Source organism: Nocardia aurea (genome assembly GCF_003123685.1).
Taxonomy (GTDB): Bacteria; Actinomycetota; Actinomycetes; order Mycobacteriales; family Mycobacteriaceae; genus Nocardia; species Nocardia aurea.
Genome location: NZ_QCYJ01000021.1, coordinates 423,949 through 438,915, shown reverse-complemented (window position 1 = coordinate 438,915; position 14,967 = coordinate 423,949). Strand labels below are relative to the sequence as shown.

Below are 14,967 nucleotides of genomic sequence, written 5' to 3'. Positions count from 1 at the left end.
GCGTCACCCTCTCCTGACGACGTCCTCCAATTTCCAACTGCGGTCGAAATAGGATTCCAGCGGACCGTAGCAGCGGAAATAGGTGAACCAGTGTCGGCCCGGCACCGTCTGCACCCAGTTGGTCGTTCCCGTCGCGGGCGGCGAGGGCCCGAAGAACAGGTCGACCGAGCCGTCGGCGTTGACGACCATATCGGTGTCGAGCGAGCCCCGGTCACCGCGTTGCTGCTGATTGTTGATCAGGCATCGGGTCGCGACGTCGTAGACGGTGACCGACCAGAACAATTTCGCGGGCGGGTCGGCGGGAACCCGCAGCGTGTAGAAGCCGCCGCCGTCGAGCCAGTCACCCGCGGCATCACAGTAGGACGCCAGGTAGGCCTGTCCCTTACCCGGTGTCTGACTCTTCATCGCCTCGGAGAATCCGACCGCCTGGTAGAACCACGCGCTGCGCTCGAGCAACTGGTCGTAGTAGGGGCCGCGTTGATCGGAGTGGTCCAGTCGCAACAGGAGTTCCCACCGTCGATCGTGCCAATACCGCGCCTCGGGTGAGCGGGTGGCGAACGAATTCGCCTGGGCCATCAACTCCCCCGCCATGGCGGCCTCGGTCAGCAGCCTGCGCAGCGATTCGTCCGGCTCGAACGGCGCATCGCGCTCGATGCCGAATCGGCGCAGCATGGCCAGGTAGAAGCGGTCGCGCTCATCGATGATCTCGCGCTGGTAGATATCGTGCAGCCGCGCCCAGTACTCGACGCCGCGCGGCTGCGTCCCACTCCATCGCCGGTCTTCGGGCGAGATGACCTGGGTCTGCGGCGCGTCGCCGGTCAGCGGCCGGATCCGGATTCCGTGTACGAGTTCGGCGGCTTCGACGGGGTCGGGATCCAGGGTCCGCAATCCGACCATCACATGCGTGCCGGTGGCGTGGTGCACGAAACAGTCCTCGTCGGTGTCGGGCGCCTCCTCGCCCACCGGGACGATCAGGTGCAGCCCGCCCTTGCATTCGTCGGGGCCCATCTCACCGATGACGCCGAATTCACGCTGCCAGAAATCCGACATACCGCCCGCGACGGGGCCCGGCGGGATCTCGACCACGACCGGGCCGGTCACCGACAGGTCGAGGAAACAGACGACGTAGGGCGTCGTCGCGTTCGCGGTGATCAGCCCGAGACGATCGGTGTAGGTCACGTAGTGGACGACGTCGTAGTCGCCCGCGCCGAAGACCTCGCGGTGCTGCTGTTGCCACTGCGCGTAGGAGACCAGGGGCAACGCCCACAGGTAGGTCTGGCACGCCATCTGGTAGTCGAGTTCGTCGAACACCAAGGGGAGATCCACTCGGATCGGCAGTTCGCGGTACATCCGCACCGCCCCGAGCCGACCGGGAAGCCTGCGAACGCGCATGTCCTATCTCCTCTCCGACAGCGGGTGATCCGACCGCGCGGGACCTGAATTCACCTCGGTGGCTGTAGTCATCGCAGTGCCGCCAATCCGCGGCCGGTGAACAGCAGGCCGAAGCCGACGAACACGCACACCGCGAGTATTCGGTCGTGCTCGACCATCCACTGCTTGGCCGCGCCCAATCCGGAGCGCGCGCGATCACCCATCAGCACATACATTCCGATCGGGATCAGGAAATCGAGTGCGGCGGCGAGCAGCAGCAGGCCCGTCGCGAAGATCGATGCGGCGGGGCCGGAACCGGATTGGGCGATCACACTGATGCCGGACAGCATGATGAACAGATTCGGGTTGAGTACGGCGAGCACCAGTCCGGCGGCGAAAGCCTTACGCGGGCCCGCCGATTCGAGTTCGGTGATCCACCGCGGCCGGCCGGGGGCACGGCTGGGCTGACGCAGCAGCAGCACCGCGCCGATCGCCAGGAACATCAAGCCGACCAGGAATCCGACCCAGTGCGCGACCGTCGTCGAGGTGGCGTGCGGGTCGGTGGCGCCACCGAGCAGCCCCGCCAGGCCGATCTGTAGATAGACGAGCAGGAACGCGGCGCCGAAGCTGAACGCGTTGCGCACCGCGTTGCCCGATTGCAGCAACAGCACACAGCCGACGACGGCGGCGGGGGTGATGAGCAGCCCGATCATCTCCGGAACCAATTGCCCGAACAACTCACTCATGGCCGTCGCCTTCCGGTGAAACGAAGGCCATCGGCCGCTCCTCCCGTCGACTCCAGGTCCGAAACGAGCCGGGTTCCGACCCGGCCACCCGACGAATTTCGCACGCCCCACCCCCGCTGACCTCACCCGTTAGGGGTGAACGGTCGACGCCGACGGACGCACCGCGGCTCTCGGCGGTGAATGCGGCATCGATGTCGGTCCCCGCGCATACGATCGTGCTCGACGGCGTACCGATGAGTTCTCTCGGCCGCCGACGTCTACATGGGTGACCGACGACCCGAGGAGGAACGTGTGGACCTACCGGTGATGCCACCCGTTCGGCCGATGCTCGCCAAGACGGCGCCCTCGGTGCCGCGCGAGCCAGGGCTGAGCTACGAGCCGAAATGGGACGGTTTTCGCTGCATCGTGTTCCGCGACGGCGACGAGGTGGAACTGGGTTCCCGTAACGATCGCCCGCTGACCCGCTACTTTCCCGAGGTCGCCGAATTGCTGAAGCAGGCGCTGCCCGACAGATGCGTCGTCGACGGCGAGATCGTGGTCGTCACCGATCAGGGCCTCGATTTCGACACACTCCAGAACCGGCTGCATCCGGCCGCGTCCCGGGTCGCCAAACTGGCCGTGGAGACTCCGGCCAGTTTCGTCGCGTTCGACCTGCTCGCCCTCGGCGACCGGGATCTGACCGAGGAGCCCTTCGCCGAGCGCAGGCGTCTGCTGGAGACGATTCTCGACACCGCGTTGGCACGCGTGCACCTGACCCCGCTGACCCGTGATCCCGATGTCGCCGAGGATTGGTTCACCCGGTTCGAGGGCGCGGGTTTCGACGGGGTGATCGCCAAATCCGACGCGGCGACCTATACGCAGGACAAGCGGATCATGCTCAAGATCAAACACGCACGCACGGCCGACTGCGTCGTCGCCGGATTCCGCTGGCACAAGGACGGCGAGGGTGTCGGTTCACTGCTGCTCGGGCTCTTCGACGACGAAGGGCATATGCACCATGTCGGGGTCGCGAGCAGTTTCACCGCCGCCAGGCGCAAGGAACTGGTCGACGAGCTGGCGCCACTGCGGGAGAACGCGCTCGAGAATCATCCGTGGCGGGAATGGGCGGACGCGGCGGCGCAAGCCAAGGCCGACGGCAAGATGCCGGGCGGGGTGAGCCGTTGGACCGGCGGTAAGGATCTGTCCTGGGAAGCGGTGCGTCCCGAACTCGTCGCCGAGGTGCGCTACGAACACGTCCAGTCCGGGCGGCTGCGCCACGGCGGCAGGCTGGTGCGTTTCCGCGCCGATCGCACCCCGCGATCCTGTACCTACGCCCAGCTCGACGAGGTCGCACCGGCCGAGTTGAGCACCATCTTCGAGGAAGCGTCCACCGGATGAGCGAGTCGGTCGATATCGAGGTCGACGGCAGAACCGTCACGATCAGCAATCCGGAGAAGGTCTACTTCACCAAACGCGGTGAGACGAAGATGGATCTGGTCCGCTACTACCGGGCGGTCGCCGAACCGTTCCTCGGCGTCGTGCGCAACCGCCCGCTGTTGCTCGAACGCTATCCGGACGGCGCGTCGGGTAAGTCGTGGTTCCAGAAGCGGGTGCCGAAATCGGCGCCGGACTGGCTGCACACGGTGGAGGTCTCCACCCCCAACGGCACCACGAGCGACGCGCTGGTCGCCCACGATCTCGCCCATATCCTGTGGGCAGTCAACCAGGGCTGTCTGGGTTTCCACGTCTGGCCCAATCACGTGGACGATCTGACGATCGCCGACGAGTTGCGGATCGACCTCGATCCGTCCCCCGGCATCACCTTCGACGATCTCCGCCGCGCCGCGATCCGCACCCGGGAACTGTTCGGCGAACTCGGTATCGAATCCTGCGTCAAGACGTCGGGCTCGCGTGGATTGCACATCTACGTCGCGTTGGAGCAGAAATGGGACGGCTATCAGGTGCGGGCCGCGGCGGTGGCGCTCGCGCGCGAATTGGAACGACGACATCCCGAAGAGATCACGGCGCAATGGTGGAAGGAAGAACGCGGGACGCGCGTATTCGTCGACTTCAATCAGAACGCGCCGCACAAGACGGTTTTCGGCGCGTGGTGTGTGCGGCCCAAAGTGGGCGCTCAGGTGTCCACGCCGATCTCGTGGTCCGAACTCGACACCGTGGTCCCCGACGAGCTGACCATCGCCACCGTCCCCGCCCGGTTGGCCGAATTCGGTGACCCGTGGGCGCGGCGCGCACCGCAATCGATCGAACCGCTGTTGGAGATGTCCGAACGCGATATGGGCTCGGGACTGATGGACGCGCCGTGGCCGCCGCAGTATCCGAAGATGCCCAACGAACCGCCGCGGGTGCAGCCGAGTCGGGCCAAGAAGGCGGAGTAGCCAGAGGCCGTACGGGCGGAGTGATTACTCCGTCCAGGCCGTCCATTTGCCACTGCGCCCGGTGCCTTCGCACACCAACGCGCGCCCGTCGGCGGTGCGGCCGGACTTCGACACCGTCGGATCGCAGGTGGTGCCCGCGTCGAACTGGCCGGTGCCGACGTTGTACGGACCGGCCCACTGGTATTTGCCGGTGGATCCGGTCACCGCCAGGCACAGCAGCGTGCCGCCGTCCGCACCCTGGCCGATCGCTCCGACCTGCGCTTCGGCACAGCCGGTGCCTTTGGTGGCCGCGATCTGCGTGGTGGCGATGATCGCGGCGGTCGGCACCGCGTTGGGCGTGGACGGCGCGAGCGACACCACCGTCGTAGTCGTCGCCACCGGCGACGCGTCGGTCTGCGCGGCGAAGGGCATGTCGTCCTTGGTGATCCCGTCGGTGAGCGAACCGCCGAGTACGACGAACGCGGCGACTGCCGTCACTTCGGCCAGCCCGAGCAGCACCGCCAATGTCGCCATCCCCTTGCCTTTGGGATGGCTGAAGGCGATGAGTCCGAAGATGATCGCGATGGGGAACAGTGCCAGCAACGCCGCGACGAGGGCGACGATCGCGTACGGATTGACGATCGGGCGGAAGTCGCCGCCGTCGCGGTCCTCGGGCCGCACCTGCGGCCAGCGCTCCTCCTCCGGTTCGGCCCATCGCTCACGCTCGCGTTCGCGTTCCTCCCACTGCTGCACCCTTGCCATACTCACGTCCCTTTCGCGTCCAACCATTCGCGCAGGAACCTCGAGCTGCCCGAACCCCGCCTCGATAAGGTCACAGAATAGGGGCAGAACCCAACATTTGGCCCGAATTCCCGGATCAGCTGCTAGCGGATCCCCGGACGGATATCCGAAACAGACCCGGAGGGGCACGAACGGAACCGGCCGTAACGAACCGGCAAACTCTATTTCGGGCGAATGCGGTGGTGGTTGCTGAAATCGACCGCCCCGAAAGCAGGAAAGGCCCGAAAAGGCGCGCGATGCGTATTCGCGTGTGCCGCGCACCGATGATCAGCGGCCGCTGTCGACCCGCGGCATCGTCTCGCTGACCAGAGTCGTCAGCATGTCGACCAACAGTGCGTGCACCTCGTCGCGGCGCAGCGTGCCGCGGACGATCCATTCCCGGCCCGCGACTTTCACGAGTCCACCGAACGCGCGAACCAGTGCGCGCAATTGCGCACCGTGTGCCGAATCGGCCATACCGACCATGAGCAGCATCCGTTCGGCGGCCGCGTCGTCGGCTTCGTCGAGGATCTGCTGCACCTCGGGATCGTTGCCGACGCCCTCGTGGCTGGTCACCTTGACCCACGTGTTGCCGTGTTCGGCGATGGTGTCGAGCAGCCAGTTCACGCTCGCCTCGACGCGTTCGCGCGCGGTACCGGTCGGCACGACCATGTCGTCGATTCTCGGCAGGGTCACCATCCGGTGGACCACGGCGAGGTAGAGATCGCGTTTGTTGCCGAAATAGTGGTTGATCAGCCCGCGCGCCACTCCCGCGCGCTGGGCGAGCCCGGCCGTGGACACCGCCGCGTAGGGCCGCTCGCCGAACATGTCGATGGCGCAGGCGAGGATCTGCGCGCGGCGTTCGTCGGGTTCGAGCCTGCGCCTGCGCGGCGCGGGCTCGACGGCGGCGTCCGGCGCCGCCGCCGGGTCGCGGATATCAGAGCGATCTGGCAATGAGATCCTTCATCACCTCGTTGCTGCCCGCCAGGATGCGCAGAACGCGGGCACCGGTGTAGAGCTGCGAAATCGGATACTCCGTCATGTAGCCGTAGCCGCCGAACAGTTGCAGGCAGCGGTCGACAACGATACCGAGTTGGTCGGTGAGCCAGTACTTCGACATCGCCGCGGTCGGGATATCGAGTTCGCCGCGCAGGTGTTTGGTGATGCAATCGTCGAGGAAGGTGCGGCTGACCCGCGCAAGCGTCGCGCATTCGGCCAGTTCGAATTTGGTGTTCTGCATGGCGAACAGCGGTTTGCCGAATGCCTCGCGGCCCTTGGTGTAATCGACGGTCAACGCGACCGCCTTCTCCATCATCGCGACCGCGATGATGCCGGTGACCAGCCGCTCCTGGGCCAGCAACTGCATCATCTGATAGAAACCCTGGCCCTCGGCCTCGCCGAGCAGGTTGGTGGCGGGCACCCGGAGTCCGTCGAAGAACAGTTCGGCGGTGTCCTGGGCCTTGCCGCCGATCTTGTTCAGGATGCGGCCGCGCTTGAAACCGGGGGTGTCGTCGGAGACCTCGGCGAAGATGAGCGAAACGCCCGCGGCGCCCTTGGTGGGGTCGGTCTTGGCGGCGATGATGATGCCGTCGCAGAGCCAGCCGTTGGTGATGAAGATCTTCGAGCCGGTGATGACGTACTCGTCGCCTTCGCGCACCGCCCTGGTCTTGATGTTCTGCAGGTCCGAACCGGTGCCGGGTTCGGTCATGCCGATGGAGAGCACCATCTCACCACTGGCCGCCTTGGGCAGCACCCGCCGCTTGAGTTCCTCGGAACCGAAATGGTGCAGGTAGGGCGCGATGATGGTGCTGTGGACCGGGAGCCCGAGCGACCCGTCGCCCGCGAAGGCCTGCTCCTCGATGATCGCGGCCTCGTGCGCGAAGGTTCCGCCGCCGCCACCGTATTCGGCCGGAACCGACGGGCAGAGCAGGCCGAGTTCGCCCGCCCGGTTGTACAGGTGACGATCCGGATGTCCCTGCGCGACGAATTTCTCCTCGTGCGGGACGACTTCCTTCTCGAAGAATGTCCGCGCGAGGTCGCGAACCGCCTCGACCTCGTCGTCACTCCATGCCGCACGTGCCATCTCGCCGATCCTTTGCCTCGCTGCCGGAACGCGGTGTCCCCACGGTCACACCGGGGCCGACGCCGCGGATCCGGCCTCCGCGCCGGACCCTCGCCCTCAGATTCCACCACTATTGGCATGATGTCAACAAATCGGGACAGAAGTCGGCGCGATCCGGATCCGGTGAGGTGGGGACGCTCAGCCCGCGGGGCGGGCGAATCCGCCGATGGCGGCGAGAGTGGTCAGTATCGGGGTATCGGGATCCGCGCAGATGCCCTGGCGCCGCAGGAAACCGTCGATCATGCCCCACACGAATTCGGTGGCTTGATCGACGAATTCGGCCGTGCGTTCGGGCGCGGGCCGCCCGGCGTCACCGAGCCACAGATCGGTCACCGCCACCACGACCCCGACCACGGCGCGTGACAGGTAATCGATACCCGCCGGGTCGATCGGCAGCGATCGCGCGAATTCGCGGGCCTGCGTGGTGAGCCGGGCGGCGGCGGCTCGGCCGAGGTCGAATTGCAGGACCGAACCGTCCGCCTGCTGGGTCACCTGCGCCTGCCCGAGGAAACGGAACACGTCGGGGTGGGCCAGGATGCTGTCGGCGTATCCGGTCAGCACCCGCCCGAGCGCGACGCGCGGCGGGGCGACGATAAGTGTCAGATCCCGGCCCGCGCCCGCGGACGCCGCCTTGGCCATCCGGTCGCCGATCTCGGTGTAGAGGTCGGCCTTGTCGGCGAACCTGCGGTAGAGACGCGGTTTGGTGATACCCGCCTCGCGGGCGATGTCGTCCATGCTCGGACGTGGCCCCTCCCTGTCGATCACCCGGATCGCGGCATCGACGATCTCCTCGCGGGAAACCGTGCGCGACACGGGTCGGGCGTTGATGCGGGCCACAGCGCGAGCCTAACGTACCGCCGGTACGCGTAACCGGGTGCGAGCAGACCGAAAGCCTGTCGTTACGCGTCGAAACATTGCGGCACATCGTTCGTACTGTCACTATCGGTGAACGTACCGGCGGTACGCGCGGATGAATCGCATCCGCCGACGACAGCTCAGCGACCGAGGCGACACCCCTATGAATCGACCGTTCGACACCCCCGATCCGGCGGGCACCCATCGTCCCGTTCGCACGACGACCGTGCGCGGGCACGGCGTGGACCTGGCCGTCTACGAATGGGGCAGGCGCGGTGACGAACCCCTGGTGCTGGTGCACGGACTCTCCGACACCCATCGGGTCTGGACCGATGTGGCGGTGCTGCTCGCCGATGGCTTCCGAGTCATCACCTACGACGTGCGCGGACACGGACGTTCCTCGCGCCCCGACGAACCGCACGGCTATCGGCTCGATCTGCTCGCCGAGGATTTCTTCGCCCTCGTCGACGCGGTCAGCCCGCATCGTCCGGTGCACGTCTGCGGGCACGGCTGGGGAGCCGTACAGATCTGGGAGGCGGTCTGCGACGCGCGGGCCAATACCCGGATCGCGTCGTTCACCGCCATCGCCGGACCGAATCTCGACCACGTCGGCATCACCCTGCGCGAATTGATCCGCGATCCCGGCTACGCGGCGCAATTGCTGACCGACAGGAAGTTCTGGCGCCACAGCGCGAATTCGGCGCAGATCGCGGCGCAGCGCATCGCGTTCCCGCCTCGGGTGCGCACCTGGGTCATCGAACAACTCGGCGGCATCGCCCGAGCCCACGCGACGACCGCGCCGACCTGGCGGGCGGATCTGGCGACGGGCGCGCGGATCGCCTGTGTCAACCTGGCGCATCACCTGCTGCGCCCCCGGCAACGCCGTACCGCCGTGCCCGTACAACTGGTGGTCGACACCACCGACGTCTTCGTGCCGCCGTTCCTCTACTACGGCAGCGCGCGCTGGGTGGACCGGTTGTGGCGCAACTCCATCCCGGCCGATCACTGGCTCCCGGTGACCGAACCACTGCTCGTCGCCGAGGCGATCGCCAACTTCGTGGAGGATCTGCTCGACGCGGACGTGCCCTACCCCGGCGCCGACGCCGCCGACCGGTAGCCGGACGGAAGCGGTGGGCGGAGGCGTTCGGCCGGGCACGCAGGGCGAATGCGACAATGGACGCGCAAACCGCCCCCGTTCACGAAGGATCGCCCCGCATTCCGATGGCCGAGAACACCATGTCGCCGCTTCCGACCGACCCGGCCATCGATCCGGATGATCTTGCCGCCTGCCTGCGTGTTCTCGAACAGGCGGGACAACTGGACAAGGAACATCCGGATTCGGTCGCGGTGCAGCGCGCCGTCGGGCACATGTTCAAGAAGCTCAAGCAGCGCAGGCGCAACGAGGCCAGGGCCGCGATCTCCGAGGCCGACCGGGCCGTGGTCGCCGCGACGGCCACCGGCTCCCCCAATCGGATCGACGACGAGACCGCGGGTATCCCGCTCACCTCGTCGACCTCCGGCGCGAGCGCGGGCACCCTGATCCGGTCGCGCCCCTGCTACATCTGCAAACAGCGCTACACCAGGGTCGACGCGTTCTACCACCAGTTGTGCCCTGACTGCGCCGCCGACAGCCACGCCAAACGCGACGCGCGAACCGATCTGTCCGGTCGACGGGCACTGCTCACCGGCGGCCGCGCCAAGATCGGCATGTACATCGCCTTGCGGCTGCTGCGCGACGGCGCGCACACCACCATCACCACCCGTTTCCCCAACGACGCCATCCGCCGTTTCGCCGCCATGGACGACAGTGCCGACTGGCTGCACCGGTTGCGCATCGTCGGCATCGACCTGCGCGATCCAGCCCAGGTGGTCGCCCTCGCCGACGATGTGGCCGCGCAGGGTCCGCTCGACATCCTGATCAACAACGCCGCCCAGACCGTGCGCCGGTCGGCGGGCGCCTACAGCGCGCTGGTCGACGCGGAATCGGGTCCGCTGCCCGCGGGCGCGCTGCCCGACGTGGTCACCTTCGGCAAGACCATGCAGGCCCACCCCACCGCGCTCACCGCCTCACTCGCGCCGACACTCACCGCGGCCGATGTGGCGGAACTGGCGCTGGTCGCCGGGTCCGCCACCCCCGAACGCATCGCGCGCGGCGTCGCGATCGACGCGGGCGGTCTGCTGCCCGACCTCGCGCACAGCAACAGTTGGGTGCAGACGGTCACCGAGGTGGATCCGACCGAACTGCTCGAGGTGCAGCTGTGCAATTCGGTCGCGCCGTTCATCCTGGTCTCCCGGCTGCGACCGGCGATGGCCGCGGCGGGGGCGCGCCGCAAGTACGTCGTGAACGTCTCCGCGATGGAGGGTCAGTTCTCCCGCGCGTACAAGGGGCCGGGTCACCCGCACACCAATATGGCCAAGGCCGCGCTGAACATGTTGACCCGCACCAGCGCTCGCGAGATGTTCGAAGAGGATTCGATCCTGATGACCGCGGTCGACACCGGGTGGATCACCGACGAGCGCCCGCACTACACCAAGATGCGCCTGGCCGAATCGGGTTTCCACGCACCGCTGGACCTGGTCGACGGCGCGGCTCGCGTGTACGACCCGATCGTGCAGGGCGAGAACGGCAACGACCTGTTCGGCTGCTTCCTGAAGGACTACCGAACCTCGCCCTGGTGACGCCTATGCTGGTGAGATGCTGTACCGGCTGTTGGCCGACGCCACCGCGGTCCTCCATTTCGCCTTCGTCGCCTACGTGGTCGTCGGCGGTTTCCTGGCGTGGCGGTGGCCGCGCACCCTCTGGTTGCATCTGCTCGCGGTCGCGTGGGGATTCGGCACGGTCCTGGTCGGCTACGACTGCCCGCTGACCCACCTGGAGGATTGGTCGCGCCGCCGCGCGGGCGAGGACGGACTGCCCTCCAGCGGGTTCATCGATCACTATCTGACCGGCGTGATCTATCCGGAGAGCGCGCTGGGGCTGGTGCGCGTGCTGGTCGCGATCTGCGTGATCACGTCCTGGACGGGATATCTGCTGCTGCGCCGTCGGCGCGCCGCCGAGGAATTGCACCGGGGTTGCCGAGCCTGACCGGCCGACTCGGGCTCCACGCTTCGGGTGGGGAACTACTACTGTCGTGGTGGTGAACGATCACGCACGGCTGGTCCACGACTATGAAACCGGCATCGGTGTCCCCACTTCCGCCATCACCCCGGTCCCGGACCCCGGCGGTAATCTCGCTGCGACACTGCCGGTTTGGTCGTTGGCGGCCGGATCGATCGCGGCATTGACCGCGGCGTCGAACCGCGTCCGTGACGCGCACGGCCTCGCCCCCATGGCGCACCGGATCGATCCCGTGCGCATCGCCGCGGCCTTCTCCAGCGACCGACTAGTCCGCGCGAACGGCAGGCAGCCCGCCATGTTCGCCGACCTGTCCGGTTTCTTCCCCACCTTCGACGGCTGGGTGCGCACCCACGCCAACTATCCGCACCACAGAACTCGCCTACTGGCCGCGCTCGGCCTCGCGGAGAACGCGCCCATAGATCTGGCCGTGGCCCAACTCGCCATGAGCCGGGCCACCGATGTGGAGGAGACCGCCGCCGCCTACGGCGCGATCGCGGTCCGGGTTCGTACCGAAGAGGAATGGGCGGGTACGCCCGAAGCGGAAGCGGCGGCCTACGGTCCGCTGGTCGCGATCGAAGCGCGTCACGACCGGGCGAGCAGTATCGCGCGTTCGGATGCCACGCCGTTCCAGCCGCTACGGGGCATTCGCGTGCTCGACATGACCCGGGTCGTCGCGGGCCCGGTGGCGACACGAACCCTGGCGCTGCTCGGTGCGGAAGTGCTGCGGGTGGATCCGCCGTTCCTGCCCGAGATTCCGTGGCAGTACGTCGACACCTGCCAGGGCAAACTCTCGACCAGGCTCGATCTGCGCGACCCCGCCTTCTACGATCTGCTGGTCTCGGCGGACGTCCTGGTGACCGGCTATCGCCCCGGCTGTCTGGAACGCGCGGGCCTGACCCCCGCGCAGCGACCGGGGCTGATCCACGGCCGGGTCTCCGCGTGGGGTGAGGGCGGTCCGTGGGGTGGACGGCGTGGATTCGACAGCATCGTGCAGGCCGCGACCGGTATCTCCATCACCGAGGGCGCGCCGTCGGTACCGGGCACCCTGCCCGCGCAGGCACTCGACCACGCGTCCGGATACCTGCTCGCGGCGGGCATCATCGACGCGCTGGCCGCGCGCACCTACGACGGTGTCGGCCGGGATGTGCGGGTGTCGTTGGCGCGCACCGCGTCCTGGCTGCTGACCGCACCGGGACGCACGCTCAACCATCCCCCGGCGACACCGCCGAACCCGGACACCGTGGTCAGGCACGGCAGTTTCACCACCGCTGCGCCCGCCCTCGTCGAATATCCGGACTACGCGTGGCCCGCCCCCGATTACGGCAGGAACTACCCGTCCTGGCCGGTGCGCACGCGCTGATCGGCCGGTAGAAAACCCTTTGCGCACGGTCGCCTTCCGGCGGTGCAATGGTGACCCGCCCGTCACCGTTCCCGGAAGGAGATCGCCTCGTGGATCCCGTCTCGCCCGTGCTCACCCCGGACGGGACGCTGCCGCGTGCCGGACGCACCGAATGGGTCGGGCTCACCGTGCTCGCACTGGCCTGTCTGGTCTACGCCATGGATATGACGGTCCTGCACCTGGCCGTGCCGATGATCAGCGCCGAGTTGCATCCGAGCAGCGCGCAACTGCTGTGGGTCATCGATATCTACGGGTTCATGGTGGCGGGACTGCTGATCACCATGGGCACCCTCGGCGACCGGATCGGCAGGCGACGGATTCTGCTGTTCGGCGCGGCACTGTTCGCGGTGGTCTCGGTGGTCGCCGCGTTCGCGACGAGCACCGAGGTCCTCATCGCCTGTCGCGCGCTGCTCGGTATCGCCGGGGCGACGGTCGCGCCGTCCACGCTGTCGCTGATCTTCAACATGTTCCGCGACGCCAGGCAGCGATCGATCGCGGTCGGCGTGTGGGTCGGCGCATATTCGACCGGCGGCGCGGTGGGGCCGATCTTCGGCGGCGTACTCCTCGAACACTTCTGGTGGGGCTCGGTCTTCCTGCTCGCGGTGCCGGTGATGGTGTTGTTGCTCGTCCTGGGCCCCAGGGTGCTGCCGGAATTCCGTGATCCGGAGGCCGGGCGGCTCGATCCGCTGAGCGCGGCACTGTGCGTGGCGACGATGATCGCCGTCGTCTTCGGCATGAAGGCGATCGCGCAGGACGGTCTCGGCCTCGGCCCGGTGCTCGCGCTGGCGGGCGGCGCGCTGCTCGCGGTGGTGTTCACCCGCAGGCAGCTGCGCAGTTCCGATCCGATGCTCGACCTGCGGTTGTTCCGGCTCCCCACGTTCCGGACCGCACTGGTGATCAATATGATCGGCGTCTTCGTCGCGTTCGGGTATTTCCTGTTCGTCGCCCAGTATTTCCAGCTCGTCCTCGGCATGAGCCCACTGGCGACCGGCCTGGTGATGGCGCCCTCGGGCCTGGGCTTCCTGATCGGTTCGCAGCTGACCCCGCGCGTGATGCCGCTGGTGCGCCCCGCCTATCTCATCGGCGGCGGACTGGCGCTGACCGGCGTCGGCCTGCTGATGATGACGCAACTGAGCGCGAGCGACGGATACGGCCTCGCGCTGGCGGCGTCGGTGGTCTGTTCACTCGGACTCGCACCGGTTTTCGGCATCACCACCGAGATGATCGTGGGGTCGGCGCCGCCGGAACAGGCGGGCGCGGCATCGGGTGTCTCGGAGACCGGGGCCGAACTCGGTGGCGCGCTGGGAATCTCGATCCTCGGCAGCGTCAGCATCGCGATCTACCGCGGTGACCTCGCCACCACGCTGCCTGCCGGACTGTCCGACGATGACGTCCACTCTGTCCGCGACACGCTCGGCGCGGCCGCGAGGGTCGCCTCGGAACTGCCCGGCGACCTCGGTGACGCGGTCCTCGGCGCGGCGCGCACGGCCTACCTGCACGGCGTCCACATCACCGCGGCCATCGCGGGCATCGCCTCGCTCGTCATCGCGGTGGTGGCCCTGCGGCAACTGTGGAATGTGCCGGTCCTCGACACCGGGGAGCAGGCCAGTGACCACGACGATTAGGGTGTCGCGGTCCCGGCGACGGCGTGGAACGCCTCGACCAGTCGACCGCCGCCGGGGACCGCGCCGCCGGGGTCGATCATCCACAGCACCGAGAATCCCTGCGTGATCGCGAAATACAGTTGCGCCACGGCGTCGGCCCGCGCGGCGTCGAGTTCGGGATGGGTTTCGCGAAGGGCGGTGGCGATGTCGGCGTACGCGCCCGCCAGATTGTCGGACATGAACGACTGCGGCCGGTCCGAACGCGCGACGCGCAGCAGATTCTCCATACTCGCCAACATGCCCTCGCGGTGTTCGGCGAAGATCGCCGGCAGACCGTCGACCATCGCCGCGAACGTCTCGGTCATCGGCAGGCCGGCGGTGCTGCGGATCAACGCGTCCATGGCGTCGCCGATGCCGGTGCCGAGCGCCTCGGCCAGTGCCTCGGTGATGAGACGTTCCTTGGAGCCGAAGTGGTAGCCGATGGCGGCGAGGCTGACCCCCGCCGCCGCGGCGATATCACGCGCGGTGGTCTTGGCGACGCCGCGGTCCATGATCGCCTTACGCGCTCCCGCCAGCAGGTCTTCCCGGTTGCCCATCCCGACAGCCTACAACACGTCT

At 67.7% G+C, this 14,967-nt stretch carries 14 protein-coding genes; 7 read left to right on the top strand and 7 right to left on the bottom strand.

Annotated elements, in window-relative coordinates:
• Positions 1–3 precede the first annotated feature (3 nt).
• Positions 4–1,392 (bottom strand): DUF1254 domain-containing protein, encoded by a 1,389-nt coding sequence (locus tag DAT37_RS09635; RefSeq protein ID WP_109524337.1) that lies wholly within the window; start codon positions 1,390–1,392, stop codon positions 4–6.
• 68 nt (positions 1,393–1,460) lie between these two features.
• Positions 1,461–2,117, bottom strand: coding sequence for a GAP family protein (locus tag DAT37_RS09630; RefSeq protein WP_109524336.1), 657 nt, complete (start codon positions 2,115–2,117; stop codon positions 1,461–1,463).
• A gap of 291 nt (positions 2,118–2,408) precedes the next feature.
• Between DAT37_RS09630 and DAT37_RS09625 the strand changes: the two genes are divergently transcribed.
• On the top strand, positions 2,409–3,494 hold the full coding sequence (locus tag DAT37_RS09625; protein WP_198654162.1) for an ATP-dependent DNA ligase: 1,086 nt from the start codon (positions 2,409–2,411) through the stop codon (positions 3,492–3,494).
• A complete protein-coding gene (ligD, locus tag DAT37_RS09620; protein WP_109524335.1) occupies positions 3,491–4,492 on the top strand; it encodes a non-homologous end-joining DNA ligase in 1,002 nt (333 codons plus the stop codon). The genes DAT37_RS09625 and ligD overlap by 4 nt, the downstream gene beginning before the upstream one ends.
• A 24-nt stretch (positions 4,493–4,516) precedes the next feature.
• Here ligD and DAT37_RS09615 read toward each other — a convergent pair whose 3' ends face one another.
• The 4 genes from DAT37_RS09615 to DAT37_RS09600 form a co-directional block, all read right to left on the bottom strand.
• Positions 4,517–5,233: a hypothetical protein gene (locus DAT37_RS09615; protein ID WP_157978369.1), complete on the bottom strand. Its 717-nt coding sequence runs from the start codon at positions 5,231–5,233 to the stop codon at positions 4,517–4,519.
• A 306-nt stretch (positions 5,234–5,539) separates the two neighbouring features.
• Complete coding sequence (locus tag DAT37_RS09610) at positions 5,540–6,205, bottom strand: TetR/AcrR family transcriptional regulator (RefSeq protein WP_408637384.1); 666 nt, start codon at positions 6,203–6,205, stop codon at positions 5,540–5,542.
• Positions 6,189–7,334 (bottom strand): acyl-CoA dehydrogenase family protein, encoded by a 1,146-nt coding sequence (locus DAT37_RS09605; protein ID WP_109524333.1) that lies wholly within the window; start codon positions 7,332–7,334, stop codon positions 6,189–6,191. The genes DAT37_RS09610 and DAT37_RS09605 overlap by 17 nt, the downstream gene beginning before the upstream one ends.
• Positions 7,335–7,511: 177 nt before the next feature.
• Positions 7,512–8,210 (bottom strand): TetR/AcrR family transcriptional regulator, encoded by a 699-nt coding sequence (locus DAT37_RS09600; RefSeq protein ID WP_198654161.1) that lies wholly within the window; start codon positions 8,208–8,210, stop codon positions 7,512–7,514.
• A 181-nt stretch (positions 8,211–8,391) separates the two neighbouring features.
• Between DAT37_RS09600 and DAT37_RS09595 the strand changes: the two genes are divergently transcribed.
• The 5 genes from DAT37_RS09595 to DAT37_RS09575 all read left to right on the top strand — a co-directional run bounded on the left by DAT37_RS09595 (position 8,392) and on the right by DAT37_RS09575 (position 14,370).
• Positions 8,392–9,345 carry an alpha/beta fold hydrolase gene (locus DAT37_RS09595; RefSeq protein ID WP_109524520.1) on the top strand — a complete coding sequence of 318 codons (954 nt, stop codon included), beginning with the start codon at positions 8,392–8,394 and terminating at the stop codon, positions 9,343–9,345.
• Between the two features lie 104 nt (positions 9,346–9,449).
• On the top strand, positions 9,450–10,907 hold the full coding sequence (locus DAT37_RS09590) for an SDR family NAD(P)-dependent oxidoreductase (RefSeq protein WP_198654160.1): 1,458 nt from the start codon (positions 9,450–9,452) through the stop codon (positions 10,905–10,907).
• Positions 10,908–10,923: 16 nt separating this feature from the next.
• Positions 10,924–11,313 (top strand): DUF2784 domain-containing protein, encoded by a 390-nt coding sequence (locus DAT37_RS09585; protein ID WP_109524332.1) that lies wholly within the window; start codon positions 10,924–10,926, stop codon positions 11,311–11,313.
• Positions 11,314–11,365: 52 nt separating this feature from the next.
• On the top strand, positions 11,366–12,706 hold the full coding sequence (locus DAT37_RS09580) for a CoA transferase (protein ID WP_109524518.1): 1,341 nt from the start codon (positions 11,366–11,368) through the stop codon (positions 12,704–12,706).
• A 107-nt stretch (positions 12,707–12,813) separates the two neighbouring features.
• Positions 12,814–14,370: an MFS transporter gene (locus DAT37_RS09575; protein ID WP_408637388.1), complete on the top strand. Its 1,557-nt coding sequence runs from the start codon at positions 12,814–12,816 to the stop codon at positions 14,368–14,370.
• Here the strand turns inward: DAT37_RS09575 and DAT37_RS09570 are convergent.
• Positions 14,367–14,945 (bottom strand): TetR/AcrR family transcriptional regulator, encoded by a 579-nt coding sequence (locus DAT37_RS09570; RefSeq protein WP_109524330.1) that lies wholly within the window; start codon positions 14,943–14,945, stop codon positions 14,367–14,369. The two genes, DAT37_RS09575 and DAT37_RS09570, sit on opposite strands and share 4 nt — an antisense overlap.
• Between the last annotated feature and the right edge of the window lie 22 nt (positions 14,946–14,967).